The sequence below is a fragment of the Pedobacter ginsengisoli genome, from assembly GCF_030244015.1.
Lineage (GTDB): Bacteria > Bacteroidota > Bacteroidia > Sphingobacteriales > Sphingobacteriaceae > Pedobacter > Pedobacter ginsengisoli.
Map to the genome: position 1 here is coordinate 1,110,100 of NZ_JASSYX010000002.1, position 26,017 is coordinate 1,136,116.

A 26,017-nucleotide genomic window follows, 5' to 3' on the forward strand; every position below is an offset into this window, starting at 1 on the left:
CTATAACTGAAATTATTTGGGGTACTCATCATTATTGATGATTATCCCAAATAATTTTTTTACTTTCAGTCCCTCAATCAAATAAAACCTAATTTTCACTAATGAGCACACTCCACAGTAGCGATTACATTGTATTTTTCATATACTTTATAATTGTATCGGCCTATGGCTTCTGGATTTATTACAAGAAAAAATCCGCGGCAAGCGATTCAAAAGACTATTTCCTGGCAGAAGGCTCACTCACCTGGTGGGCAATCGGTGCTTCGCTTATTGCGTCTAATATCTCTGCTGAGCAGATGATCGGGATGAGCGGCTCCGGTTTTAAGCTTGGATTAGCCATTTCAGCCTATGAATGGATGGCAGCCGCCACACTGATCATTGTAGCTGTATTCTTTATGCCGGTTTACCTGAAGAACAAGATCTTCACCATGCCGCAGTTTCTGAACCAGCGTTACAATTCAACCGTAGCCATGATCATGGCGGTATTCTGGCTGATGCTTTATATCGTAGTTAATCTGATGTCCATCCTTTATCTGGGTGCACTGGCGATCAGTGGTATTTCCGGTCTGGACCTCACTTTCTGTATCCTTGCGCTTGCGATTTTTGCGATTCTGATTACACTGGGGGGTATGAAGGTAATTGGTTATACCGACGTGATCCAGGTATTCTTTTTGGTACTTGGAGGTCTGGTTGCTAGTTATATTGCTTTGAATATCATTTCTGGTCAGCAAGGTATTGTCAAAGGTTTCTCGGTTCTTACCGATGGGGCTTCCGAGCATTTCCACCTGATCTTCAAAAAAGATGATCCAAATTATGGTGATCTGCCTGGCTTAAGTGTGCTGATCGGCGGTATGTGGATTGCCAACCTGAGCTATTGGGGCTGTAACCAGTACATCACACAAAGGGCCCTGGGCGCATCATTACCGGTGGCCAGAGCAGGACTTTTATTCGCGGCCTTTTTAAAAATGCTGATGCCTGTGATTGTCGTTATTCCCGGTATTGCTGTTTATTATATCATTAAAAATAAGATACCTGATATCAGTGCGGACAGCCTGCTGACTTCATCTGGTGTTCAGGATCCCAATAAAGCATATCCGGCGTTACTGAGTTTGTTGCCGGTTGGTCTTAAGGGGCTTTCATTTGCCGCGCTTACAGCTGCTATTGTGGCTTCTCTGGCCGGTAAGGCAAACAGTATTGCAACCATCTTTACATTGGATATTTACAAGAAAGCATTCAAAACAGACGCCAGTGAAACAAATTTGGTCAACGTGGGTAAGGTCACAGTTGTGGTTTCCATGCTGCTGGCTGTTGTACTTTCCCTTATTGTGGGTGATGCTCTGATGGGAGAGGGTAAACAGGGATTCCAGTACATTCAGGAATATACAGGCTTTGTGTCTCCGGGTATCTTTGCGATGTTCATTTTAGGTTTTTTCTGGAAAAAGACGACTTCAAACGCGGCATTGTTTGCGACGATTGGTGGCTTCATCGCTTCTGTATTGCTTAAATTCCTTCCGGGATGGATTGACCTGGCGCCACTACACGAATATGGCTGGTCTGTGGCAAATTCACATGGGGTGTTTGAAATTCCGTTTCTGGACCGGATGCTGGTTGTTTTTGCGATCTGTGTGATCGGTATGTATTTCATCAGTATTTATGAGAATAAAAAAGGCGTGGTGACCAATGGCCTGGAAGTTGATGCTTCTATGTTTAAGGTTTCGAACTCCTTCCTTGTTGGTTCTTTGATTATTATCGCGATGCTGGTTGCATTGTATACAGCGTTTTGGTAACAGGTTAATTTTGATTAGCTCCTCTAGGGCTCGGCTTTCAAGGCGCTGAAGGGCGCATGAAAGCAATGCCCATCGGAGTAATCAAAATTCAGGGGTATTAAGAAAAGCAGGTCAGAATTTATTCTGACCTGCTTTTTTTGTTTTGGGCAAGTCTGAGTATGTGAAGCAAATTTATGAAGCAAATTTATTTTCCATTTAGTGTGTTGCAGGATTTGAATTAATCAAAACTACTGTCTAGTTTAGAGTGGGATCTTGTAACTAAATGATAAAATGAAATTATGGAGTAAAATTGTACTCTTCCTGTACCTGTCTGTTTGTAGTTCTGCCTATGCGCAGCTCTGCGGAACGCCTGGACTGGACGGGCCGGCAAATATTGCAGTCTCCATCAATACTTATTTTCCTGTATCAGGTGATTATAGCTTGTCGGCGGGCGGGCGCACAGTGTTTCTGGCCGCAGTGCCACCTGATGATCCTTATGGCAACAATTTTGGCTTAAAACCAATTAGCAAAGGAGATCTGCTGCTGATCATACAGATGCAGGATGCTACGATAAATTATACCGATAACAATTTATATGGCTCTGCGGCCTCAGGCTCTGGACCTGATGGTTTAGGTGGTACGGGTTTCATATCGCCCGGCAATACAGGGAAATTTGAATATGCAATTGCTACAAGTGATGTGCCACTTAGCGGAGGCTCACTGACCTTCAAAGGTTTCGCACCTGATGGCGGAACGGTTAATTCGTATGTAAATGCGGCGGCAACAGCAAGCCGTGGGGCGAGGACATTCCAGATAATCCGCGTGCCTCAATATTCTAATCTTGTACTTTCAAAAGACATTAAAACGCCTCCTTTTAACGGAAAGGCTGGCGGGATCATAGCTTTTGACGTGTCGGGTACAATGGATTTCAATGGATTTATCGTGGATGCCTCGGCGAGAGGCTTCAGAGGTGGCTACGGGCCTGTAGGGAATTCTGAAGGTAATGTCAATGGTATATATGTAATTCCTTCTTCGGATTCACGTTCTGTTGGAAAGGGTGAAGGAATTGCGGGGACACCCCGTTTTATGTGGGATGGCTTCAACCGGGTAGACAACGGTACAGAAGGCCTGCCAGGAGGTTCATATGGTAAAGGTGCACCCGGAAACGCCGGAGGCGGAGGAAATGATCACAACGCCGGTGGTGGCGGAGGCGGAAACGGTGGTTATGGTGGTGTAGGTGGTGACGGTGTTATTTTTGGAAGAAATGACGACACCTTTCCCAATGGCGGGCGCCCGGGATTTGTCAGCTATAGCGGTGGTTCTCCGGACATCAGCAGATTGGTCATGGGTGGCGGTGGTGGTGGTGGAGATGCCAACAATGCGCTTGATGGTGTTAAAGGCGGTGTCGGCGGTGGAATTGTCTTAATCAATGCCGGAAGTATCAAAGGCTCTGGTGTGATAAAATCGAATGGCGGTAATGGGGCGATCGGCATTTCCGGTGTGAACCCTGATGGGGCTGGAGGAGGAGGTGCAGGGGGAACGATTTATATTAAGGTAATCGCACCGGACCTCACCGCAAATTTGAGGCTTGAAGCCAAGGGCGGTAACGGAGGAAATACAGCAAGGGACCAGAATGACCATCATGGCCCTGGCGGTGGCGGCGGGGGCGGACAGATCTTTTGTAGGATGCCCGCATCTACGGTGAGCACAGATATCGGCGCAGGTTCATCCGGTCTTACTGCAGATGGGTTAAATAACAATGCCGCGCCGGGTACTGATGGCTATCAGAGATTCTTTGCCATTGCCGACTTGCCCATCTATCTGCAGGGCAGCGGCTCTGGTTGTTATCCTGAGCTCAGTACAACAATGACACAGCTCAACGGCAATGCGATATTGTACCCCGGATCTTTGGTGAAGTACAGAATTGTAGTCAGGAATGCATCTGGAGGCGGAAATGCAGGTGGTGTCGAAGTGCAGGTACAGCTGCCTTTTGGGTTTGTTTTTGATTCAGCAACTGCAATTCTCGGCGGTGATTCGGGCGGTCCCGAAACACCACCTAACCTTGCCAACAATCCAGATGACAAAGGGACTCCGAATCGCCCGTTACTGGGAGATTTCAACATTTCCCCCGGTGATGCTGTGACTATTGATCTGATTGCAAGGGTAGAATGCGGCACGTCTGCGGGTCATTATAACGCCAGTGCACAGGCATTGTATCTTGATCCCTCCAGGACACTGAACGGGATCTATCGGAGAATTACTCCAAAGATCAATGCGTCGGCAGATGCCAAAACAAATTATGAAACAGGTTCCGGAGGAATAGTATCGGGTTCAAATTATGACGGGTTGACCGCGGCTGAAGAGGATGTTATGGTTACTGCTTTTGTGCTGTCGGGAAATACCATACAAACCCCTGCCAATGAGGTCTATTGCGTCAATGGCAACCCGGAAAAGATCATTGGCTCGGTGCCACTGGAGGACATGCCGGAGAGCTTTTCTTATCAATGGCAGCTTTCTGAAGATGGCACAAACTTTCTGGACATTGTGGGCGCAACTGAATCTGATTTTGATCCTGAAACGATCGTCGCTACTGTTTACTACCGCCGTAAGATCTTCCATCTGGGCTGCCCGATGAATTCTATAAGCGATCCTGTAAAATTAAGTGTGTATGTGCAGGTTATTTTTGATCCTATTCCTGATGTCTGTGAAGAAGCGCTACCCTTTCAGTTAACGCAGGCAAGAGAGAAATGGGGTGTTCAAACTGAAAGTGGGAAAGGCAGTTATTCAGGGCCAGGTGTGGACCTGAACGATATTTTTAGTCCTGCGCTTGCTGGTGCCGGTCGGCACCAGATTACTTATACTTTCCTGGCTAACAACGGTTGCTTTGATGCGAAAACGGTAAATGTTACTGTGTTCGCAACTCCGGATGCAGATGCAGGAGCTGATCTGGTCATTTTGGAAGGAGGCGAGGCTATGCTTAGTGCTACGGCTACAGGAACAGCTTTGTCTTATAAATGGACGCCGGCAGCGGGATTAAGCCAGGACGATATATTAAATCCGGTAGCGTCTCCGGCCGGTGATATGATGTACACCCTGACGGTTAAATCGGGCGAGGGATGCGTCGTCACAACGCAGGTCTTCGTTAAGGTGCTTAAAAAACTGAGTGTACCAAATGCATTTAGTCCTAACGGCGACGGAATCAACGACGAATGGAATATTAAATATCTGAACACTTATCCAAATGCCACTGTCATTATTTTAAACAGATATGGAGAAAAAGTATATTCAGGTAGATCTCAGGGGAAGGGGTGGGATGGCAGATATGGCGGAACAGATGCGCCTGCGGGGACCTATTATTATTTAATAGATCCACGAAATGGCAGGAAGGTAACTTCAGGATCCATAACGCTTATAAGGTAAAGACTGTGCCCAAATGACACAGCCTTTATGAATTACATTTCTTAGTATTTAAACACTTTACCGCCAACCATTACCTCTTGTGTAGCTTCATCAAACGTGGCTTTCATACCAGTTCTTGCTGCAGCAGTAGTCATGATGTTTGCGATGGAATGATAATAACCCACCTCAACTGGTGCATTGGTTTCCTTTCTGCTGCGAATACACTCCATCCAGTTGCGCATGTGTGCAGAAGTGAGGTTATCAGCGCCGGTATTTGCCGATGCGGTAACTTTTTCCAGGTTATCAGTCAGTTTCAACTCGGGCAGTAAATTAGGCTGCATGTTCATTGCCTTGGCTGCATTTGCTGTCAGTCCGCCTTTTGGCGAAACTTTATTCGTGTTCAGGTTCATTTCACCACCGTTTGAATAGTAGATCTCGGTCGGATTTTCATCACCATTGTGCATTCTCGAAGTGAAGATCACCTGGAAGCCATTGGTTGGATCATTTTCCTTGCCATAATCAAATGCTGCAGTTAATGTATCCCAATTCCTTCTGCCATCTTTCCACTGGTAGATTCCCCCGTTGGCGACTACGCTTCTCGGATGTTTTAATCCGCTGAACCAGTGTACTGTATCAATCTGGTGTGACATCCATTGTCCCGGCAAGCCGGATGAGAAAGGCCAGAATAATCTGAATTCCAGGTATTTTCTGGGATCCCATTCTTCTGCAGGACGGTTCAGTAAAAAGCGCTTCCAGTCAGTGTCTTCCTGTTTTAATTTTGGTACCAGGTCAGGTCTGCGCCATCTGCCTGGCTGGTTCACATTCCAGCTGAGCTCCACCATGGTAATGTTACCAAATTTACCGTCTTTGATGAACTGATCCGCGGCTTTATAATTTCCACCGCTCCGCCGCTGGGATCCGATCTGCAGAATTTGCTTTGATGATTTAACAGCTTTCAGTGCCATACGTGCATCTGCCATAGTTTCTGCGAATGGCTTCTCACAATACACATCGCATTTATGACCTACAGCCTCAGCGGCGTGTGTAGCATGCGCAAAATCGGGTGTGCTAATGATTACGGCGTCCAGATCTTTAAGCGCATACAGCTCATCATTGTTACGACAGGCGGTAATGTCATGACCCAGTTTACTTTTCAGATGATCTACAGCCAGTCCCCGGCGGTAGTTCCAGAGGTCTGATACAGCTACCATATCAAAATTGAGTTCTTTCTGATGGTTTAAAAAACACGGCAGAAGGGTGCTTTTGAAACGATCTGAAAAACCTACGACACCGACTCTTACCCGGTCATTGGCACCAATAATATTACCATAACTTTTTGCGCTAAGGCCCATGGTACCGGCATAGGTGCCAGCAGCAGCTATAGCGGCTTGTTTAATAAATTTTCTTCTTGAATCCAACATGGTCTATATAAGGTTTAAGATTTTTTAAGTTCTTTTATTTTGAGGCTTCTGAATGAAACATTATCACCATGGTCCTGCAACAGGATATGGCCTTTTGGCGCCATACCGAAGTCTTTCCAGTTTTTGTATTTACTTCCTGCAACCAGGTCCAAAAACTCTTTAGATCCCCTTGTATACTCTACGACTTTGAAGCCGTTCAGCCAATATTCTATTTTGTTATCAGGAAATACCCTGATCAGGCCTTTGTTCCACTCACCGATCTTTCTCTGTGAATTGGCGATCTTTTTACTGGCGATCAGATCATACAGGGAGCCAAGCGTGCGGTTACCATTTTTACCTAGTTTTGCATCGGGATGTCTGGCATCATCCAGGATCTGGTATTCGGGTCCGATTGCCGAACCTTTGTTGCCTTCTGTCAGGGTCACAAAATATTTTACCCCGCTGTTGGCACCTTCGGTGAGTTTGAAATCGAACTTCAACTCGAATGCGCCATATTCTTTTATCGTTACAATATCACCGCCATTGGTAGATTCAGCACCGCCGGATTTTTCGACACTCAGTTCACCATCTTTAATAGACCAGCCCTTTTCAGGAAATTTGGTCTTGTATGCACCGATCCAGCCATTGGTGGTCTTTCCATCCCACAGCAGCGCATATCCCTCAGCTTTTTCTTGTTTTGAAAGGTCATTCGGTATCATGTTCACCACATAGATGCCGTCAATCTTCGAAGGTTTCAGATTTTCGGTCTGGATACGGACATTGCGCCAGCGGATCTGTTTGCCCGGTTGGTCATTTTTGCCTATAGCATGTACCTGAAGGGCAATAAAACCGGAAGGAGTCATTGCATCCACCACGTTTGCTGTCGGTATGCCGTTTACCCAGGTTCTGATGGAGTTGCCGATGCACTCTATATGGTACTTGTTCCACTGGTCTTTTTTAAACGCCGCCTGGCCTTTTGGATTGATGTCTAACGGATATAACCAGCCTCTGCGTGCTTCGTCATACAACCCGCCGCTCCATTTCCTGTCGGATGGGTCAACTTCTACCTGGTAACCGTGGACACGGCCGTTCATATAATCCGAATTGCTTTCGCTTCGGATCTGGATTCCAGAATTCATGGAATTGTCCACCAGAAGTTCCACCTCAAGAATAAAATCTCCGTAAAGTTTTTCTGTTGTTAAGAAAGAGTTTGGTGTATTGGATACCGTTGTTCCCACGATCTCCCCATTTACGACTTCATATTTTGCCTGGCCATTCAGCTGCTTCCATCCCTGCAGGTCTTTTCCGTTAAAAAGGTTCTGCCATTTTCCGCTCTGCGCATATGATGTAACGGGTATGCTTCCCAACATTAACGCAGCCAGAATTAATAATTGTTTTGTTTTCATTTATGTATTTATGCTTATTGATTTGGTATAAAATATAATTTAACAGGAGTTGCTACTTGCTGAAAGCCAAAGCCTGCTGGTTCAAGGCCTCAGGTGTGATCTTTTCCCCGGAGGTAATGATGATGCGGTAACGGAAAGTAACTGACTGACCCGGTGCCAGTTTGAAATCCAGCATTTCTTTGCCATTGCTGAATATCTTCTGTCCAAGTGGGTTTGCTGCAAACAAACCGTAGTCGCGCGCATGCCAGTAAGTAGGGTAGCCGGGGTTTTTAGGATGATCTACTATAGCAATGGAAACCGGCTGACCATCTTTTACTGCGGAAAGCACACACCAGTTGCCCCTTGTGCCCCAGGCATCATTGCCGGTTTTACCGGCGCTGGTTAGGTAATTGCCGTTGGCGCCATTTCCAGAAGCAGAAACTTTAGTGATATTGCCCTGGCTGTCTGTGAATTCTTCTATTTTATTTGATGGCATTTCAAGTTCCTTAGTTACCCGGATGCCCAGCATGCCATCTTTGATGTCTTTAAAGAATACACTGTCCTTCTGTGCGGTTAAGGTGGTAATCCGGTCAATTGTCCTGCTGTTGTCTGCACCACTAAAAATAAAAGTGGTCTTTTCTTTTAACAGGATTTGTTTGGCCTGGTTTTCCCAGTTTGAACTGTAACTTAGCTTGCCGCTTGTTTTTCCGTTTTCGGTGGATTCAACTTTAGTATTCCTGATCCAGCCATACTTTATTTTGTTGGCCGCAGGAATATTATAGGAATTGTTCCAGAAATCCAAACCATTCACGCTTTCATAATTTAGCCAGAGACCAATATGATGCGGATGGTCATTGCGCTCGCCATCACGCGGAGCGAGAGGAAAGCCGCGGGTTACCGTAGCGCCGTTAGCGGCATTGATAGGATATAACACAGGTTTTTCCAGATTGTCTGGATAGATGAAACTGGTAAAAAGTTTCCCGTCTACCGTCACTTCAACTTTGTTTTCTTTTTTATTTTGAATGAAGTCTACTTTTTTGGTTTGTGCCTGAACGGATAAACCGACACAACAACAGGCAAGGATTAAATACTTGTTCATCATATTTGGTTAAAATGAATCGTCTTGAACAGATCGAACTAATAGCTAAATATACTTTTCTTTATATAGAATCTGCGCTGCACAGCTCATTTGATACTGAAAAATTACGAAAACGATTGCGGTAAAAACCTATAAATTTGAAGAATAACGCCTATTATTGCAAGGTAAACCACGATGCAAATGAACCGCAAGCAGTTTCTGTCTTTTATCGCCGCTACAGGAATAATTCTCCCTCTGAGAGGATTGGCAAACGCTGTTGATCAATCACCCTATAAGGCTATAAAGATTCCGCCGTATCTTAGTGCCGGAGATACCATAGGGATTACCAGTCCTGCCAGTTACATTTCGATGGAAGATATCCAGCCCTCGGTACAATTGATGGAAAGCTGGGGATTTAAGACCCAAACCGGTAATACCATCGGCGCACGAGATTTCACAATGGGCGGTACAGATGATGCCAGGACAGCTGATTTTCAAAATATGCTGGACAATCCTGACATCCGGGCAATCATGTGTGCCCGGGGTGGATACGGAGTGATCAGGATCATTGACAGACTCGATTTTACCAAATTCAGAAAACACCCAAAATGGATCATCGGGTTTAGTGATATTACCGCATTTCATACCCACATCAACAGCAATTTTGGAATTGCTACCATTCATTCCAAGATGTGCAACAGTTTTCCTTCAGACTGGACCAAAGCCAGCCCCATGCAGATTGAAACCATATTGTCGATCAGACAGGTATTGAGCGGACAGGATACAAAATATAGTGCTCCCGCCACTGCAAATAATCGCACCGGCAGGGCAGAGGGGGTACTCGTGGGTGGAAATCTAAGTTTGATCGAAACCCTTGCAGGCAGCAGATCCGATCTGGAAACCGATGGCAGGATTCTTTTTGTTGAGGATACCCATGAGGAGCTCTACAGTATTGACAGGATGTTCTGGAATTTGAAACGCAGCGGTAAATTGGACAAACTGAAGGGTCTGGTTATAGGGGGTTTCAAACTAAATGAGGAGAGTCCGGGCGACGAATTTGGCAAAACCGTCTATGATATCGTCTCAGAAAAAGTAAAGGAATTCGATTATCCGGTTTGCTTTGATTTTCCCGTGGGGCACCAGGTCAACAATTACGCACTCAAATGTGGTACGAAATACTTGCTGAATGTCGAGGTAAGTGGAAGCTCGCTGACATCTCTGCGATAATGCCGTTGAAAGATTTATAACCAACTGTTTTCCTTATACCATTTTATAGTATCCTGGATGCCACGTCCGAGGTCAAATTGAGGTGCATAACCTAAGTCCTTTTTGGCACTGTCAATGTTGCAGGCCCAGTTCACAGCGGTCAGCTCAGCCATTTTTTCCTTATTTAAAGCCGGGGTATTTTTGCTGTACCTATATAACAGGTCCATAAAAGAAGCCATTAAGCTGACAACGCCCACAGGAATATGAAATTTAAACGTCTTTTTATTTAGTGCTTTCTTTACAGTGTCAGCAAGTACGTAGCGGTTATAAACATATCCGTCTGAAACGTTATACTGTTTTCCGTTTACCGTAGCAAACAATGCATTCACTATAACATCTGCCAGGTCTTTTACGTAGACAAAGCTCAGATGTTGTTTAAAGCTTCCAATGTGCGGCTCCAGTCCCCTGGAAATGCTTTTAAATAAAATAAATATGTCTTTCTCCCTTGGGCCATAAACTGCCGTTGGCCGGATGATGATCAGGGGTAAACCTGCAATTTCAAGGAGGTATCGCTCAGCCAGCAGTTTACTTGCTCCGTAATTGGTTACCGGGTGGGCTGGGGTGTCGTCCTGTATTCTTTCCGACAGGTCAATCAGCGGCCCAAGCGCAGCGAGACTGCTTACAAAAACAAACTTTTCAAGACTGATCTTAGCGGTAACAGCGGCAAGAGCCAGGTTTTTGGTGTATTCAGCATTGATCTTATTGTAATCTGCACTGGTTTTAGCCTTTGTAGTCCCCGCTGCGTGAATGATGTAATTAAACTGATGTTCCTCGAGTGTTTTAACCAAGTCGCCAACAGCTGTATAATTCAGGTCAATATACCTGATCTTAAACTCAGATAAATGAGACCGGTTACTGTTTGGGCGAACGGCAGCATATACATCCAGTCCGGCCCCGACTGCTTTCTCTATCAAATGATAGCCAACAAAGCCAGTGGCACCAGTGATCAATACCTTTTTGTTCATTTATAAGGGCTTCTCGTAGATCCTGTATTTCTTATACGGATCACCTTTAATGGCAGCGATGGCATTGTTTACCAGATCATTGTGCTCCAATGTCCATCCAGCCTCGGCATACTGAAAACCCTTGGCACGGTAAGATTTGATGATGTTTCCGTAAATACAGGCCTCAATACCCATTTTGCGATAGCCATCGATCACACCGAGCAATAGGATCCTGATGCCTTTGATGTTCTTTTTTCCAAATAACAGTTTGAATATCCCGGTTGGCAATAACCGTCCTTTCTTGATCTTGATCTGGATTTGGTTCATGTCCGGAATGGCTGCTCCGAAACCGACCAGTTTGCCATCCTGTTCAGCAACAAAACAAAAGTCGGCATCCAATACCAATTTAAGATCTTTGGCCTGGTAATCAAACTCCTCGTCATTTAAAGGCACAAAGCCAGCATTTTTATCCCATGCTTTATTGTAAACCTCCCTAAGGTTAGCCGCTTCCTGTTTAAAATTCTTCATGTTGATCTTACGGATGGTGATGTTGTTGCGCTTTAAACGGTCTTCCAGCCTGTCCATCAGCTTCACTGAACGGTCATCGTAGTTATCACCCGTAAATTTCCAGGCAATCAGGTCAACTTTCTTCCGCAAATTCCAACCCTCCATTAAAGCGGGGTAGTAGGTTGCATTGTACGGCATCATCACTACCGGGGGTGAGTCGAAACCCTCAATCAATAAACCGCAGGACTCATTGGTAGAAAAATTCACCGGACCTATTATCATGCCTTTTACACCTTTGTTTCTTAGCCATTCTGATGCTGTATCAAATAGCAGATCGGACGCCTTCTGGTCGTTGATACAATCAAAAAAACCAAAAAAACCGTCATTGGCGTCGTTAAAAACATTGTAGTTATTGTTCAATATTGCAGCGATGCGACCAATGACCTGATCTCCATCGTACAATAAGAAACATTGCAACGAAGAGTGTTTGTGAAAAGGATGAGTAGTCAGTAAATCTCTTTGCGCAATAAAGAGCTCAGGTACATAGTTTGGATCAGCTTTATAAAGCTCGTGAGGGAAATCTATAAATGTGGCTAATTGTTTCTTATTGCTAACTGCAACTATGTTTCTCATTTGTGATACCTGGTTTGTTGGTTTGGTATTGGTCCGGAATTAAAGTACCGGCTGTGATTTGTGTACCTGTACCTGTTTGGCCGCTGATGCAATCTTTTCAACCGCTTCTTCTATTTGAGCGAAGGTATGTGTGGCCATTAATGAAAATCTGAGCAGTGAGGAGTCAGAAGGTACAGCTGGCGACACTACCGGATTTACAAAAATCCCGTTGTTGCTCAATATGTTGGTAATTAAAAAAGTTTTTTCATTATCACGGATATACACCGGGATAATCGGGCTGTCCGTATGACCAATATCAAACCCTGCTTCCAGCAGCAGCTTTTTAGCATAGTTGGTATTTGCCCACAGCCGGTCTATACGTTCCGGCTCGGATTCAATGATATCCAGTGCAGCAATGACACTTGCAACAGCAGCTGGCGGCATACTGGCGCTAAACATCAGCGATCTTGCCCGGTGTTTTACAAACTCTATAGTTTCTTCTGTCCCGGCAATAAAGCCTCCGAGCGAGGCCAGCGACTTACTGAAAGTACCCATGATCAGGTCAACCTTGTCTGTCAGCCCAAAATGTGAAGCAGTACCTGAACCATTCAGTCCGATCACACCAAGACTATGTGCGTCATCCATCATGATATTGGCCCCAAATTCATCGGCGATCCTGACGATCTCCGGGAGGTTTACCAAATCACCTTCCATACTGAAAATACCATCAGCCACAATCAGCTTTGCAGCATCCTCAGGCAATCTGCTCAATTTTTTACGCAGATCATCCATGTCATTGTGGGCATATTTTATAGAACGGGAAAATGACAATCTGCTGCCATCAATTATAGAAGCATGGTCGTATTCATCAAGAATGAGATAATCGTTTCTGTCCAGTAAACATGAAATCACACCAAGATTCACCTGAAAACCCGTGCTAAAAAGTACGGATGCCTCTTTTCCAACGTAAGCAGCGAGTCTGCGTTCCAGTTCAATATGTATGTCAAGCGTCCCGTTTAAAAATCTGGATCCCGCACAGCCTGTACCATACTTATCAATTGCTGCTTTTGATGCCTCCTTAATTTTCGGGTGGTTGGTGAGGCCAAGATAGGAGTTAGAACCAAACATGAGCACCTTTTTCCCGTTAATTATCACTTCTGTATCCTGCCCCGATTCTATTGCACGGAAATATGGATAGAGTCCCTTTTCCTTGATTGCTGTAGCGTCTTTGAAAGCTGCTATCCTATCTTGTAATTTTTTGCGCATGCTAGTACTATAAATATTTAGATGAGTTTAAAAATCAACATTTATGCCAATAAATAAAACTTTCCAAATCTAGTATCATAAATAGAGAAAACAAAACTTGGAGGCAACCAAGTTTGAATATATTAATTTTTAAAACAAAAATTACAATTTTCTTATAATTTTCGCACTAAAATGAGGTGAATCTTGCTGAGAATTTAAAAATATTCATTATTTGGAACCGCAAAAGGTATAAAATAAAACAGGGATAAATCTGGCGATGAATCCCTGCTTATATAGATGGTTGGTCCACCACAGACCAACCTAAACCAAACAAACTGATCCTATAACGAATCCTATTGCGATAATGTTTTATCGTAAAATAATAAAAACATTTCTATGACAATCGATGTCTAATAATTTAAAGATATGCCGTTCAGACATAACATCTTGCCGTTTGTAATCTATTTGATAGAATAAACAACCGGGGCCGTTAACCGTTATATTAGGGTATAATATTCACCCTTAAATTAACTACTATGGATCAGAAAATCATCAACCTCTATGATGAATATACCCACAGCAAACTAAGCAGGAAGGATTTCATGAAAAAGCTGGCCATCATTACCGGCGGAACAGCAATGGCAATGACCGTATTGCCACTGCTGGAAAACAACTACGCTAATGCAGCGTCCTTTTATGACGATTCGATCATTTCCGAGAACATTACCTATCCCGGTGCAGATGGCGAGATGAAGGCGGTGCTTGCCAAGCCTAAAGACAAAAAGAATCTGGGCAGTGTAGTGGTGATTCATGAAAACCGGGGACTGAATCCGCACATTATCGATGTCACTAAAAGGGTTGCCGCCGAAGGATTTATTGCCTTAGGTATCGATGCACTTTCCCCCTTCGGAGGTACACCAGCTGATGAGGACAAGGGACGGGAGCTTATCGGTAAGCTTGATCCGGATAAAAACCTGCAGAACTACCTGAAAGGACTCGGATACCTGAGAGACCGAAAAGACGGCAACGGCAAAACTGGTCTAATAGGTTTCTGCTGGGGGGGCGGCATGGCCAATAAACTGGCTGTAAACGATCCTAATCTTCAGGCAGCAGTAGCTTACTACGGCGCACAGGCAAAGGCGGAGGATGTTCCAAAGATCAAAGCAAGTGTGATGCTGCATTATGGTGGACTGGATGAACGTATCAATGCCGGAATCCCCGCTTATGAGGAAGCCCTGAAGAAAAACCATGTGGATTATCAGATATTTATTTACGAAGGAGTGAACCATGCCTTCAATAATGACACTTCGCCAACAAGGTATAACAAAGCAGCCGCAAAACTAGCCTGGCAGCGAACCATCGACCTGTTCAAAACTAAGCTTAAATAATCAGATAATAGTACATCTAACTGACACTAGCATTGGAAATTAAGCTAAAAATGCTTAACTTTGTGCAAATTTTAAGAAATTAATGAAGATATTTATTACAGGCCTTCCTTTAGAAGTAGGGGAAGATGAATTGACGGCCGTATTTGGTGATTTCGGTCAGGTAAAATCACTTAGAATCATCAAAGATCGTGAGACCGGTCAAAGCCGTGGTTTTGGATTTGTGGAAATGCCGGTAGACGAAGAGGCAAAAGAAGCAATCAAACGCATGAATGGCGGCGATTACAACGGTAACCGCATCAAAGTTGCAGAAGCTCAGGAGAAACCAAACACAGGTAGCGGAAACGCAGGCGGTGGCTTCAGACGCAACAACCGTACAGAGAAAAGCTATTAATTAGCTTTTTTCTATTTCAGTTTACTGATTCTATTTTTAAAACATATTTAGAGCAGCATTGTTGACATATGTCAAATAATGCTGCTTTTTTTTGTTAAATTGTAGAGACAAATACAGTAACCAGCTCAACTATGAATGTCGATTACATCGCGCTGTCCGTACCTATATTTTTCATTCTGATCGGAGCTGAGCTTGCTTATACTTTTTATAAGAAGCTCAATTACTACAGGTTAAACGACTCTATATCAAATCTGAGCCAGGGAATCGGTCAGCAGGTTGTGGGGGTGTTTATGAAAACAGCACTGTTCTTTGGCTATAAATACATATTTGATCACTGGCGGTTTTTCGATATCCCCAATACGATCTGGGCCTGGATCATACTGTTTATAGGCGTTGACTTTTTTTATTACTGGTTTCACCGCATGAGCCATGAGGTCAATGCACTTTGGGCGGCTCATATTGTACACCACCAGTCTGAAGAATACAACCTCACAGTGGCGCTCCGGCAGTCCTGGTTTCAAAGCTGGTTTTCATGGGTGTTTTACCTGCCTCTGGCATTTCTGGGTTTTGATCCGGTCATGTTCCTTACCTTAAGCGCTTTCAATACCTTATACCAGTTCTGGATCCATACGCGTACCATTAAGAACCTGGGTTTTCTGGAATATATTATCAATACACCATCACATCACAGGGTTCATCACGGCACTAATCCGAAATATATAGACAAGAACCATGCAGGCACACTCATTATCTGGGACATGCTATTTGGTACTTTTCAAAAGGAAGAGGAGGAAGTGTACTATGGCATTACTACGCCACTGGCCAGCTGGAACCCGGTATGGGCCAACCTGCATTACTGGCACGAACTGCTGGAGACTATAAGAAAAAGCCCCCGCCTTCGTGACAGGATCAGCGTATTCATTAAACCACCCGGATGGTATCCTGAACATTTGGGCGGCTTCAGGCCGCCGCCGGAAATCAGTGCGGAAAATTACTCCAAATATAATCCTGAATACCACATTAAACTAACGGGCTATGTTATCATGCAGTTCATTATGGGGCTGACAGCGGGCACGGTCATCCTGTTTTTGAATGCATCCCTGCCACTCATTCCCATGATCATCGGTGCTGTTTTTGTGGTGCTCACCCTCATCACCTGCGGGGCCCTGCTCGAAGGAAAGAAATGGCTGATTATTTTTGAATATATCCGTCTTCCCATCGGGATTTTGATAGTTTTGCTGCTTGAACTCCCGGTAGGATATCAGGTCATTGTCACCACCCTGCATGTCATATCGCTGGTATGGTTCTATAACCTTCAAAAAATAAATACAGATGCTGAAGAAACACCTGAAGTTTAACACCTTATTTGCAGTCATATTTATACTGCAGCTCCTGTCCGAATACAACCATGAGCTGATCAGGCTAAAATATACCACCAAGCCGCTTATTGTATTGTCGCTTTTGCTGATGTTGACTGTCGGCACAAGATTAAAGGGTCGCTTTCACAAACGCATCTTCACAGGTTTGCTGTTTGCCCTCGCTGGTGATATTTTGCTCATGCTGGGCGACAACCCGGCGTATTTTATGTACGGACTGGGTGCATTTCTCATTTGTCATATCTGCTACATCAGTGCATTTTACCTCGATTTCAGATCGGCACCCGAACTGGACAAGAAAGGTGCGCGAATAGCAATTTTGATGTGTGCATTTTTTGGTATTGGCTTTTATTTCTACATCAGGCCACATTTAGGGCCTATGAGACTACCTGTCCTGGCTTATACCTTTGTGATCAGCCTGATGATGATGATGGCTGCCTTCCGGAACCTGAGGGTAAACCGGTCCAGTTTCCTGTTCATCTTGTTTGGCGCCATTTGTTTCCTTGTTTCAGATGCGCTCCTGGCGCTGAATAAATTTGTAATACAGTTTGATTATGCGGGTGTATTTATCATGGCTGCCTATATGGCCGCGCAATACCTGATCACAATGGGGGCGGTAGACCGCAAACTAATTAATCTTTATCCAAAGCAGTAAATACCTGCACCAAACGTTCACCATCTTCATCTACCAGGGTAAGCGTATGTTTTCCGGCAGGCGGGCTCAGCGCCAGCTGGTGATAATTTTTAGTCGTCGTCACATATTCATTATCAATATGCCAATAGATGCTGGCATTGGCCCGACGGTGTGTGGCATTAAAAACAACTTTTCCACGTGTGCCGTCCAGCTCGACCGGTATATACACACTCGCATAGTTCTTAGGGTAGATCATTTCCATGACATTCCCATTGCCGGCATCTTCGCAACCTGGTTTATAAACCGGCAGGTCTTTATAATCGCTGTTCTTGATCTTGTAATAATATTCCATGGCAGGAGGCAACACGAACCAGGCTTTGTGAACCATCAAAGAAGGCTGCTCACAACCATCTGTGACCCTGTACGTGCCCGTCCGGTCGAGATGGATCATTTTATGATAGGGGCAGAGCGTCGTTTTTTCCCCGGCGGGGGATACCAGCTGCATCACTTTATCTGTGCAATACGCTCCTGCCTTGTAGCCACTCTGACGGCAAACCATCATTTGCTTCAATTTGTTTTTAGGAGTTTTAAACCATTTTCCAACCGGCAGCTGTTTAAAAATATCAAACAGTACCGGCGCTGCCGCATCTATTCCGGTTAGTCCAGGCCGGCCTTCACCATCGGCATTGCCTGCCCATACGCAAACAACATAATCTGACGTAAGTCCGATGGCCCAGGCGTCCCTGAAGCCAAAACTGGTCCCCGTCTTCCAGGCCAGCCGTTTTGAAGAGGAAAATTGCTCCCACAGACCTTCCTCCCCGGGACGCATCAGTTCTTCCATGGCATTAAAAGTATTCCAGATCGATCCGTGATCGATAATCGAGTTGATCTGTGTCTGGAACCGGTCAAAGCGCTGGTCACGGCTTATCGGCTGGCCATGCCCATCCAGAGGGTGAAAATAAACCGGAGGATCATAATCGTGCGGATTGTACCGGCCTTTATAATCATTAAAATGGTTTAATGTTCTTGCCATTCCCATATATGCCTTTGCAAGATCCCACATGGTGACCTCGCTGCCCCCAAGTATCAATGACAGGCCATAATGGTCTGCCGGCTGGCTCAATGTACTGAAACCAAACTGTTTCAGTTTGTCATAAAATCTCGGATACTTATAACTCTGCAGCATCTTGACCGCAGGGATATTTAAAGAGCGGCTCAGGGCACGATCTGCCGGGATGGCACCATCATAGCCCATATCATAATTTTGAGGCGAATAACCGCTTATCTGAGTGGGTATATCAGCGATCAGTGTTTTGGGTAAAATAAAACCATCATTGAGCATACTGGCGTACAAAAAGGGTTTTAGCGTGCTGCCTGGACTACGGGGGGCTTTGATCATGTCTACATGACTCTCCAGTTCCTTGTTTTCCGGCTGATAAATATTGCCCGCATAACTGATCACCGTGCCTTTTTTTACATCAAGGACCAGTGCGGCAATGTTGTTGATGCCATTTGCCCGGTAACGGTTGTTGTACCGCTTTAAAAGTTCATTTACACGCAGTTGCAGGCTGAAATCTAAAGTGGAAGTGATACGGGTTGTGGTGCTGACAAACCTGGCATTTCGAATGCCTGCCCGATATTCCGTTTTAAATCTGTTCAGCAGATGAGGAGCATACTGAGGCAGAGGCAAGGGCTCATCAGGAATAGGCTCCAGTTTTGACAAATCTGCAGTGGCCCTGTCCAGAATGTGTAATCTGACCAGTTTATCCAGCAGGTCATTCCTTTTTTTGATCAGCCTTGCTGAATTCTTTCCGGGGCGGACCAGTGAAGGGCTATTGGGAAGTACAGCCAGGGTTGCCATTTCACCCCAGGACAGGCTTTCCGCACTGCGTCCAAAATAACGCCAGGCTGCCGCATCCAAACCAACGACATTACTTCCAAATGGCGCGTTGCCGGCATACAGTTTCAATATGTCCTGTTTGGAATTGGTCAGTTCCAGTCTGAATGCCAGCAAGACCTCTATTAGCTTCTGCCACAGCGTTCTGTCTGCACCACGTGAAAGCCTGATTACCTGCATGGTAATGGTACTGCCGCCGCTGACCACACTTTTCGCCCTGATGTTTTGCCGCGCAGCCCTGGCCATAGCCATAAAGTCCACACCCGGATGCTTGTAGAAGCGCTTGTCCTCAAAAGCGATCAGGCACTGCGCAAACCTGACCGGTACAGAATCGGCAACAGGAAACCGCCACTGACCGTCTTTGGCGATAGACGCACTCAATAGACGTCCGTCGGATGCTTCAATCACAAATGAAGTCGGAGATATAAACAGCTGTCCTGGCAATGAAAACAAAAACGCCAGCAACAACAGGACACAAACCAGGTCCGTCATCCAGAGCGCAGCGGAGGATCTCTTGTCTTTGCTACTCAAGAGATCTCTCCTCTGTCGGGACGACGAAAAACAGATCCTGCCTATTTTACGACTTGAACCCATTTACCGGCTTCGGTAGCACTAATATTGTTGTTGTACATCGCCTCGCACTGTGTGGCGGATAAATAATACCTGCCAATGTATGACGCATTCAGCAATACTTTGTAAACTACAGTCTCGTTTTCCCTCAGATTAAAATAAGTAAACACCCGGTCGTCCCTGATGTCGCGGTAAGTATAAGGCGAGGAGGCAATGATGCTTTCATTGTCATTGACCCTTGTATTGATGATCTCCCAGCCTGAAGGAAAGATCTGCGTCAATGCCATCTGTTCATAATACCCCATCCGGCCCGGATTCTTAATCGTTACTTCTGCATAAAAATCTGTACCCTGTCTTAAGATACCCGGATCCAGAGGCTTGCCGTTCAATAACTTATAACTGATGCTCATGTCAAGCGCATCCGGGTTGTTTGGCAGGAAAGTATTCTGTCCGGCCGAAGGCTGTCCCTGCAAAATCAGACGGGCAAACAATACGCCCTTGCCAGTATTGGTAACCGATACCGCACCTTGCCCGGCAGAACTGCCACCCTTAAAGGTCAATGGCGTACTGATGATATATTGCGCGGAATTTACATTTCCTTTCTTACCATCAACGGTATAACTGTATTTTAAACTGGCCGATGAACTGGTTTGCCCACAAAATTTGGCGATGGCCAGCAAACTATAAGCTGTAGTCTGTGTGCTGTACCAGCTGTCTTTACCCATTTCAGCAGCGACTGTTTGAAGAATCTGCGCAGCGGAAGAAGTACGGCCCAATAAGGTCAGCGTCTCCAGGATCATGGCCTCATCACGCAGATCAGAACCATAGGTGCCACCCAGCTGATTGTAAGGCTGAATCTCCGTAGATAACCCTTTGATCAGGTTGCCCGCCGCATCATTTTGTCCTGCAAGTTTATAAGCCGCCGCCAGTCTCCATTTGGCAGTAACTGACAAATACTGAAAGCCCCTTAAGCGGTTCATGGCCGCGATATCCGGTCTTTTGGCCAGAGCCAGAACATATAACCGATATGCCTGTGACAAATCGCCACCGTAAAAATTAGTGCTGTTTGGCACCCAGGCCGATGCTTTGGTTTTCAGGTAACGGAGAAGTTCATCGGCCATGCCAACTGGCAGCGTATAACCCACGTTTTGAGCCTCGATCAGGAAATGTCCTGCATAATTAGTACCCCATTCATCAGAGTTACCCTCACCAGGCCAATAGCTCAAGCCACCATCAGGAGTTTGAAAGCCGCGGAGCCTGTTGATGCCTGCCTTAATGTTCATTTCCGTTTTCGCCTTTTGAGATTCATTCAGCGCCGTTAGCTTGTCCAAAAACAATTGCGGAAATACAGAAGAAGTGGTCTGCTCCACACAGCCATGCGGATATTGCATCAGGTAACTGAGCCGTTTTTTAAGGTCAATAGGAGGTATGGCCGACAACTCTACCGATCCGGAATTTGTACCATTCATTCCTATCGGCGAATACCCCACAGACCAGTTGCTTCCCGGCTGTATCACTGCAGAAACCACATTGGTGACATAAGGATTCGGATTCCTGATGTCCATTTCTACATCGTAGACTGCCTTTTCAGTACCGCTTTGCGCAGTGATCTGAACTTTGGCGATTCCAATAAGCTCAGGCACCTTGATCTGGAAATAAGCAAGCTGTTCACCCGGTTGTTTAAAGGCCAGCTGTTTTGAAGCTCCGCCAATGACCTGCAGGTTTGTCGCCTTCAACTGTACCGAAACATTCTTTAAATTAGGCTCAGTTGCGAATATCGTAGCAGGAAGGGTAAAACTCTCACCCGGACCGATCACCCTTGGCAGCGTAGCCAATAGCATCAGTGGCTTTTTGACCTGTACCGATTTTTCAGCAAACCCATAAGCACCGTCTTGTCCGGCCACGACCATAGCCCTCACCGCACCGATATACTGCGGCAGTTTAAATTTATGCACTTTGCTTTCTCCTTTGCCCAATGCAAAAGGCCCCAGGTATTTAACCACAGGCACAAACCTGTTGGCCTTGGCCGGGTTAAGATTTCTGTTGATCGAACCATCACCGCCAATACTCAGTATCCGCTCCAGGTTACCGCCCCATGCGCCAAGCACATAGTCAAACAGATCCCATGTTTTTACACCCAGGCCTTCACGCGCATAGAATATCCCATGAGGATCAGGAGTTTTAAACCTGGTGAGGTCAAGTAAGCCTTCATCCACAATCGCAATGGTGTAGGTCATGGCCTTGCCGTTTTGCTCGGCTATCGTAATGGTATTTTCCGTTTCCGGTTTAATCTTGTCCGCCATTTTGATCACTGGTTTCAGTATCGTCTGCGGATCTTCGATCAGCAAAGGAATGGCGCCATACATCCGGATCGGCAGGTCATTGACCGTCTGCGCATGCGGTTGTAACAAAGTGACATTGGCAAACACATTTGGCGCCATTGCAGCTTCCGCTTTGAAAGTAAACTGCGTCTGACCGGGCTTTGTATCCGTCCAAAACGTTTTGAGCACCCTGCTGCCATTCTCAATAGAGATCAGCGCACGGCCGCCTTTTCCGGACGGAATGGTCAGGACCACATCTTCACCCACATTGTATTTCGGCTTATTGCTGGTGAAAGACAGCATAGAAGCCTCAGTAGGATTGTTGGCCTGCTCACGCTGTGCCCAGCCCGGCCAGTCAATATAAACAGATTTACCGGTCACATGACCGCCGTTCAGGTCCCGAACCAGGATCAGGTAACGTCCCCATTCCGGCTCGTTGATGCGCAGGTTCCAGTTGCCCTTACCATCCTGTAGTGTGATGTTTTCTTTTTTAACCAGTTTATTGTAAGAGTTTTGTGTGAAATTGGCAAAGGAATTTTCATCATCCTGTTCCCACCACCATCGCCATTGTACCTTGTACAGTTCCACATCCACAGTCTTTCCGCCTTTGACCAGTTTCCCGTTCCGGTCCACATTCACAATATTTACTGTATGGTCTTTGCCTGTTACCAGCATACCGCTCAGCCTTTCACCTTCAGGGGTCTTTATACCGTAATAGTTTTCATAAACATGGTAGGGGATGCTAAAATTGTCGATGCTGAAATTACCCCCCGCCTCAAATACTTTGGTGGTAAAATTGGCTTTGAGCATACCCGGCGCAGTTTTGTTCTCATTTAAGCTGGTGCTGACCTGGGCAACCCCGTTGTCATTGAGCTTACCATCAAAAATGGTCTTCACCTGCGATTGAAACACCACGGTAGGATTGTCAAACTCATAGGCCTCAAAACCTTTAAACATAGTTTTCATCGTGTTGAGGTTTACATCAACTTTGGCTTTCAGGTTCTTGCCCGGCGAGCCGAACAGCCAGTTGGCAGATAAAGTAGCATAAGATGCGCCACCAATGCCTAAATAACCCACGTCACCGGTGTTAAAGTTGATCTTGAGCCGGTTTGGCATGACCGTCTCTATCTTGATCGTTTTGCTGAAAACAGAACCGCCAGCTTTCACTTTCGCCAGCCAGTTGCCAGTAGGAGCAGTGCTTTCAGTAACGGTTTTGAATGCATAAAAACCATTTAACGGCTTGCCGTTAATGCTGCGCCTGATCAACTGACCTTGCGGATTGTACAATTCAAAAGTCACTGGATAACCACCCGGCAGCTTTTTCAATTTGTCTTCCAGGATGAACGAAAGATATAACGAATCGCCAGGGCGCCAAACACCGCGCTCTCCATAAATAAAGCCTTTCAAGCCATTTTGCACCACATCGCCACTTACATCAAACCTGCTGAGCGGCAGCGAACTCCCATCGTCCATTTTCAGATACCCGCGCTCCTCACCATTTTTTGCAATCAGCAGAAAGGGTTTTCTTTTTAAATCAAATGAAACCATGCCATCACCACCGGTTTTTACAGTAGTGATCAGCTGGCGCTGATAATCGAGCAGTTCGAGCGTTACCCCGCTCATCGGTTGCGCGGTTAGCAGGTCTGTGGCCACAATCATCATGCTGTTGTCGTTGCCGCGTTTAGCGATCAGGCCAATATTTGATGCCATGACGTTTCTGCTGGCCCATTTATCAGTCGTATAATAAGATGGTTTACATGGATTTTCCCGGTCTTCCCAACGGTAATTATCTGGATAATATCCACTATAACGGCTCCAAAAATCATCATCCTCATCAATGTTCTCACTATACCCATGGTATTCATCTTCCTCCTCACTTAGTCCAGATGATGCGGTATTCCCATCTTCAGTCCCACACTGATAAACATGATAACTTTGTCTGAAACCGATCGTGATCCTGTACATCGCACCCGGCTCAGTTTTAAGCAGCTTATCCAGATCCAGCACAAACCTGTTCTTCTTGTGCAGGTTCAGGGCCTTGTCCTCATCCAGTCTGATGGTTTTCTCGACCACAGGCTTACCCACCCGGCGCAATTCATTGCCATCCTTATAATTGTTATTCTGAAAAAACTGCGGGATGTTATTTTCATAGATCTTGATAATGGTCACATCAACAGCCTTTAGGTTTACCGCTTCAAAAGGCATCACCAGTTTACCAGAATTGGGCAATATGGTGCCGCTGCCGGAAATGGTGACTGAAGGAAGCTTGTTTTCAAAGCTGATGGCGCCTGTTTTTTCAACACCCAGCTTTTTACCATTGATATTCTCGACACCAGGATTCACGGTTACTGTGTATGCACCTTCCAGATTAACAGGAGCATAGATCTTTACCTGGCTGGCGTCTATGGTAAACCTCAAATCGGAAATACCGGACAGAGACAACATACCCGAAAGATCCTGGGCCACGCCAACAGGCTCAGAAAACTGCACCAGTGCATAGTCTTCCTGACCCTGTACCGCTTTAATATCCAATACTTTAAACACACCCAATGCGGGAACCTGCACCTTCATTTCCCCTTCATTATCCGCATAAATAGGATCACCTGACCATTTCAAAGTCAGTTCCGTATCAGTTTTGGTCTTTTTGATGCTGTCAATGTTAAACACATAACTGTTCTTTTCCGGATTGTGCGCCCATTTTATCTTCAGCGGTTGCCCGAAATCCAGCTCCAGAGCCTTTTCTATGGCCTTCGGATCTTCCTGATCTGAAGTGCTGATCTCGCCCGACAGTTTCATATAGTCCAGCGAAGTATTGTTCTGAGAGACCAAACCATTCTGGGTCAAACTCAGCCCGGGCTTAATGACTCTAAAATTAAAATCAAACTCTTCCAGGCCCTCCTCAGTCTCAGTGACCTTATTGAGATTGAAGGTCGCATCGTAAGCTTCTCCGGATTTCAGTGGCTCGTCAGGTCTGAATTCAACAGTCTGTGCATCAATCCAGTAAGTTTTTCCTTTTACAGAAGGAGAGAAGCTGAACAGGTCCCTGTTGTCAGCTACACCTACATCGCTAAGCGTCTTGACCTGGTTTGCCAGATGCACCCTGATGAAGCTTTTTTTGGAAACGGTACCGGAGGTATAAGATTCTATATATTTAGAATATTTCTGGTTATAATCATGGTGTTTTTCTTTTTTGAAGAAGAAAAAGGCTGCCACTGCGATGATGATTCCGACGACCAGGACAGCTGTAAGGGCTATTTTGTTCTTTTTCAGAAAATTGTCAGGAGGGGAGGATTGCTGAGATTCCATACGCTTATGTTTAACAATAAGATGCGTACGAAAATTAGTAAAAAAGGATGATAATAATTGTTATTGCAAGCGATAATTTATCAGCATGCCTGACTGTAGTTTTCTAAGCCCCGTTAGGGGATAGGATTACTTTATCATTACACCAGGTCTGTCCACAAGCGGAATGCGAATCAGGTTTTCATCAACAATACTCTCAGGCAGAAAAATAAATTTCTTATCATAAATGACACCGTTAATGTAATAGCTGAGCCAGTATTCATTCGTCAGCCCGAAAACCTGCGGATCAATAGCTTCTACTCCCGCAAAAGATTTAGGCCCGATATCACCCAAAGAATGGCGTAAAACAGATGTTTTCACCATCCTGCCATCCTTTTCGCCATAGCCTTTAGAACTGATCAGTACATTTTCGAGTTTTTCGTTCTTCATGTTAACCAGGTAGACTGTCCAGTTCATGACTTCTGGCGTCTCGCTCATCAGTACCACTGATATGGCCACATCTTCCACTATATTTTCAGGAATGTCTTTTTTCATT

The 26,017-nt window shown here is 45.3% G+C and carries 16 protein-coding genes; 7 read left to right on the plus strand and 9 right to left on the minus strand.

All coding sequences use genetic code 11. The features are described from left to right. Window positions 1-101: 101 nt before the first annotated feature. Together QEP08_RS11865 and QEP08_RS11870 are read left to right on the plus strand one after the other, a co-directional pair. Window positions 102-1,787, plus strand: coding sequence for a sodium:solute symporter family transporter (locus tag QEP08_RS11865; protein ID WP_285058262.1), 1,686 nt, complete (start codon window positions 102-104; stop codon window positions 1,785-1,787). Window positions 1,788-2,057: 270 nt separating this feature from the next. Continuing rightward, complete coding sequence (locus QEP08_RS11870; protein WP_285058263.1) at window positions 2,058-5,186, plus strand: T9SS type B sorting domain-containing protein; 3,129 nt, start codon at window positions 2,058-2,060, stop codon at window positions 5,184-5,186. Between the two features lie 41 nt (window positions 5,187-5,227). Here the strand turns inward: QEP08_RS11870 and QEP08_RS11875 are convergent, their stop codons facing one another. Genes QEP08_RS11875 through QEP08_RS11885 form a run of 3 tightly spaced genes read right to left on the minus strand, consistent with a single transcriptional unit; the run spans window position 5,228 to window position 9,049 of the window. After that, a complete protein-coding gene (locus tag QEP08_RS11875) occupies window positions 5,228-6,586 on the minus strand; it encodes a Gfo/Idh/MocA family protein (protein WP_285058264.1) in 1,359 nt (452 codons plus the stop codon). Window positions 6,587-6,600: 14 nt separating this feature from the next. Next, window positions 6,601-7,971, minus strand: coding sequence for a 3-keto-disaccharide hydrolase (locus tag QEP08_RS11880; protein WP_285058265.1), 1,371 nt, complete (start codon window positions 7,969-7,971; stop codon window positions 6,601-6,603). A 52-nt stretch (window positions 7,972-8,023) separates the two neighbouring features. After that, entirely contained in the window at window positions 8,024-9,049 is a 1,026-nt protein-coding gene (locus QEP08_RS11885; RefSeq protein WP_285058266.1) for a DUF6807 domain-containing protein, read from the minus strand. 180 nt (window positions 9,050-9,229) lie between these two features. On the opposite strand from QEP08_RS11885, the gene QEP08_RS11890 reads away from it, so the two are divergent. Then, on the plus strand, window positions 9,230-10,255 hold the full coding sequence (locus QEP08_RS11890) for a S66 peptidase family protein (RefSeq protein WP_285058268.1): 1,026 nt from the start codon (window positions 9,230-9,232) through the stop codon (window positions 10,253-10,255). Window positions 10,256-10,269: 14 nt separating this feature from the next. Here the strand turns inward: QEP08_RS11890 and QEP08_RS11895 are convergent, their stop codons facing one another. Genes QEP08_RS11895 through spt form a run of 3 tightly spaced genes read right to left on the minus strand, consistent with a single transcriptional unit; the run spans window position 10,270 to window position 13,623 of the window. Then, on the minus strand, window positions 10,270-11,259 hold the full coding sequence (locus QEP08_RS11895) for an NAD-dependent epimerase/dehydratase family protein (protein WP_285058269.1): 990 nt from the start codon (window positions 11,257-11,259) through the stop codon (window positions 10,270-10,272). Beyond that, the gene (locus tag QEP08_RS11900) at window positions 11,260-12,378 is read right to left on the minus strand and encodes a hypothetical protein (protein ID WP_285058271.1); all 1,119 of its coding nucleotides are present in this window, start codon (window positions 12,376-12,378) and stop codon (window positions 11,260-11,262) included. 39 nt (window positions 12,379-12,417) lie between these two features. After that, window positions 12,418-13,623: a serine palmitoyltransferase gene (gene spt, locus QEP08_RS11905; protein WP_285058272.1), complete on the minus strand. Its 1,206-nt coding sequence runs from the start codon at window positions 13,621-13,623 to the stop codon at window positions 12,418-12,420. Between the two features lie 515 nt (window positions 13,624-14,138). Here spt and QEP08_RS11910 point away from each other — a divergent pair. The 4 genes from QEP08_RS11910 to QEP08_RS11925 all read left to right on the plus strand — a co-directional run bounded on the left by QEP08_RS11910 (window position 14,139) and on the right by QEP08_RS11925 (window position 17,412). Then, entirely contained in the window at window positions 14,139-14,990 is an 852-nt protein-coding gene (locus QEP08_RS11910) for a dienelactone hydrolase family protein (protein WP_285058273.1), read from the plus strand. Window positions 14,991-15,072: 82 nt separating this feature from the next. Continuing rightward, the gene (locus QEP08_RS11915; protein WP_285058274.1) at window positions 15,073-15,381 is read left to right on the plus strand and encodes an RNA recognition motif domain-containing protein; all 309 of its coding nucleotides are present in this window, start codon (window positions 15,073-15,075) and stop codon (window positions 15,379-15,381) included. Window positions 15,382-15,512: 131 nt separating this feature from the next. Beyond that, window positions 15,513-16,739, plus strand: coding sequence for a sterol desaturase family protein (locus tag QEP08_RS11920; RefSeq protein ID WP_285058275.1), 1,227 nt, complete (start codon window positions 15,513-15,515; stop codon window positions 16,737-16,739). Then, window positions 16,714-17,412, plus strand: coding sequence for a lysoplasmalogenase (locus QEP08_RS11925; protein WP_285058276.1), 699 nt, complete (start codon window positions 16,714-16,716; stop codon window positions 17,410-17,412). The genes QEP08_RS11920 and QEP08_RS11925 overlap by 26 nt, the downstream gene beginning before the upstream one ends. On the opposite strand, the gene pbpC is transcribed toward QEP08_RS11925, so the two are convergent. The 3 genes from pbpC to QEP08_RS11940 all read right to left on the minus strand — a co-directional run bounded on the left by pbpC (window position 17,390) and on the right by QEP08_RS11940 (window position 26,016). Beyond that, a complete protein-coding gene (gene pbpC, locus QEP08_RS11930; protein WP_285058277.1) occupies window positions 17,390-19,819 on the minus strand; it encodes a penicillin-binding protein 1C in 2,430 nt (809 codons plus the stop codon). The genes QEP08_RS11925 and pbpC overlap by 23 nt on opposite strands. Window positions 19,820-19,860: 41 nt before the next feature. Further along, complete coding sequence (locus QEP08_RS11935) at window positions 19,861-25,485, minus strand: alpha-2-macroglobulin family protein (RefSeq protein ID WP_285058278.1); 5,625 nt, start codon at window positions 25,483-25,485, stop codon at window positions 19,861-19,863. A gap of 126 nt (window positions 25,486-25,611) precedes the next feature. After that, the gene (locus tag QEP08_RS11940) at window positions 25,612-26,016 is read right to left on the minus strand and encodes a hypothetical protein (RefSeq protein ID WP_285058279.1); all 405 of its coding nucleotides are present in this window, start codon (window positions 26,014-26,016) and stop codon (window positions 25,612-25,614) included. Between the last annotated feature and the right edge of the window lies 1 nt (window position 26,017).

Excerpts from the sequence above, each read along its gene's own strand:
- QEP08_RS11910 (WP_285058273.1), top strand. The coding sequence starts at position 14,139 with ATGGATCAGAAAATCATCAACCTCTATGATGAATATACCCACAGCAAA.
- QEP08_RS11935 (WP_285058278.1), bottom strand. The coding sequence starts at position 25,485 with ATGGAATCTCAGCAATCCTCCCCTCCTGACAATTTTCTGAAAAAGAAC.
- QEP08_RS11870 (WP_285058263.1), top strand. The coding sequence starts at position 2,058 with ATGAAATTATGGAGTAAAATTGTACTCTTCCTGTACCTGTCTGTTTGT.
- QEP08_RS11865 (WP_285058262.1), top strand. The coding sequence starts at position 102 with ATGAGCACACTCCACAGTAGCGATTACATTGTATTTTTCATATACTTT.
- QEP08_RS11895 (WP_285058269.1), bottom strand. The coding sequence starts at position 11,259 with ATGAACAAAAAGGTATTGATCACTGGTGCCACTGGCTTTGTTGGCTAT.
- QEP08_RS11920 (WP_285058275.1), top strand. The coding sequence starts at position 15,513 with ATGAATGTCGATTACATCGCGCTGTCCGTACCTATATTTTTCATTCTG.
- QEP08_RS11875 (WP_285058264.1), bottom strand. The coding sequence starts at position 6,586 with ATGTTGGATTCAAGAAGAAAATTTATTAAACAAGCCGCTATAGCTGCT.
- spt (WP_285058272.1), bottom strand. The coding sequence starts at position 13,623 with ATGCGCAAAAAATTACAAGATAGGATAGCAGCTTTCAAAGACGCTACA.
- QEP08_RS11915 (WP_285058274.1), top strand. The coding sequence starts at position 15,073 with ATGAAGATATTTATTACAGGCCTTCCTTTAGAAGTAGGGGAAGATGAA.
- QEP08_RS11880 (WP_285058265.1), bottom strand. The coding sequence starts at position 7,971 with ATGAAAACAAAACAATTATTAATTCTGGCTGCGTTAATGTTGGGAAGC.
- QEP08_RS11885 (WP_285058266.1), bottom strand. The coding sequence starts at position 9,049 with ATGAACAAGTATTTAATCCTTGCCTGTTGTTGTGTCGGTTTATCCGTT.
- QEP08_RS11925 (WP_285058276.1), top strand. The coding sequence starts at position 16,714 with ATGCTGAAGAAACACCTGAAGTTTAACACCTTATTTGCAGTCATATTT.
- QEP08_RS11890 (WP_285058268.1), top strand. The coding sequence starts at position 9,230 with ATGAACCGCAAGCAGTTTCTGTCTTTTATCGCCGCTACAGGAATAATT.
- QEP08_RS11940 (WP_285058279.1), bottom strand. The coding sequence starts at position 26,016 with ATGAAAAAAGACATTCCTGAAAATATAGTGGAAGATGTGGCCATATCA.
- QEP08_RS11900 (WP_285058271.1), bottom strand. The coding sequence starts at position 12,378 with ATGAGAAACATAGTTGCAGTTAGCAATAAGAAACAATTAGCCACATTT.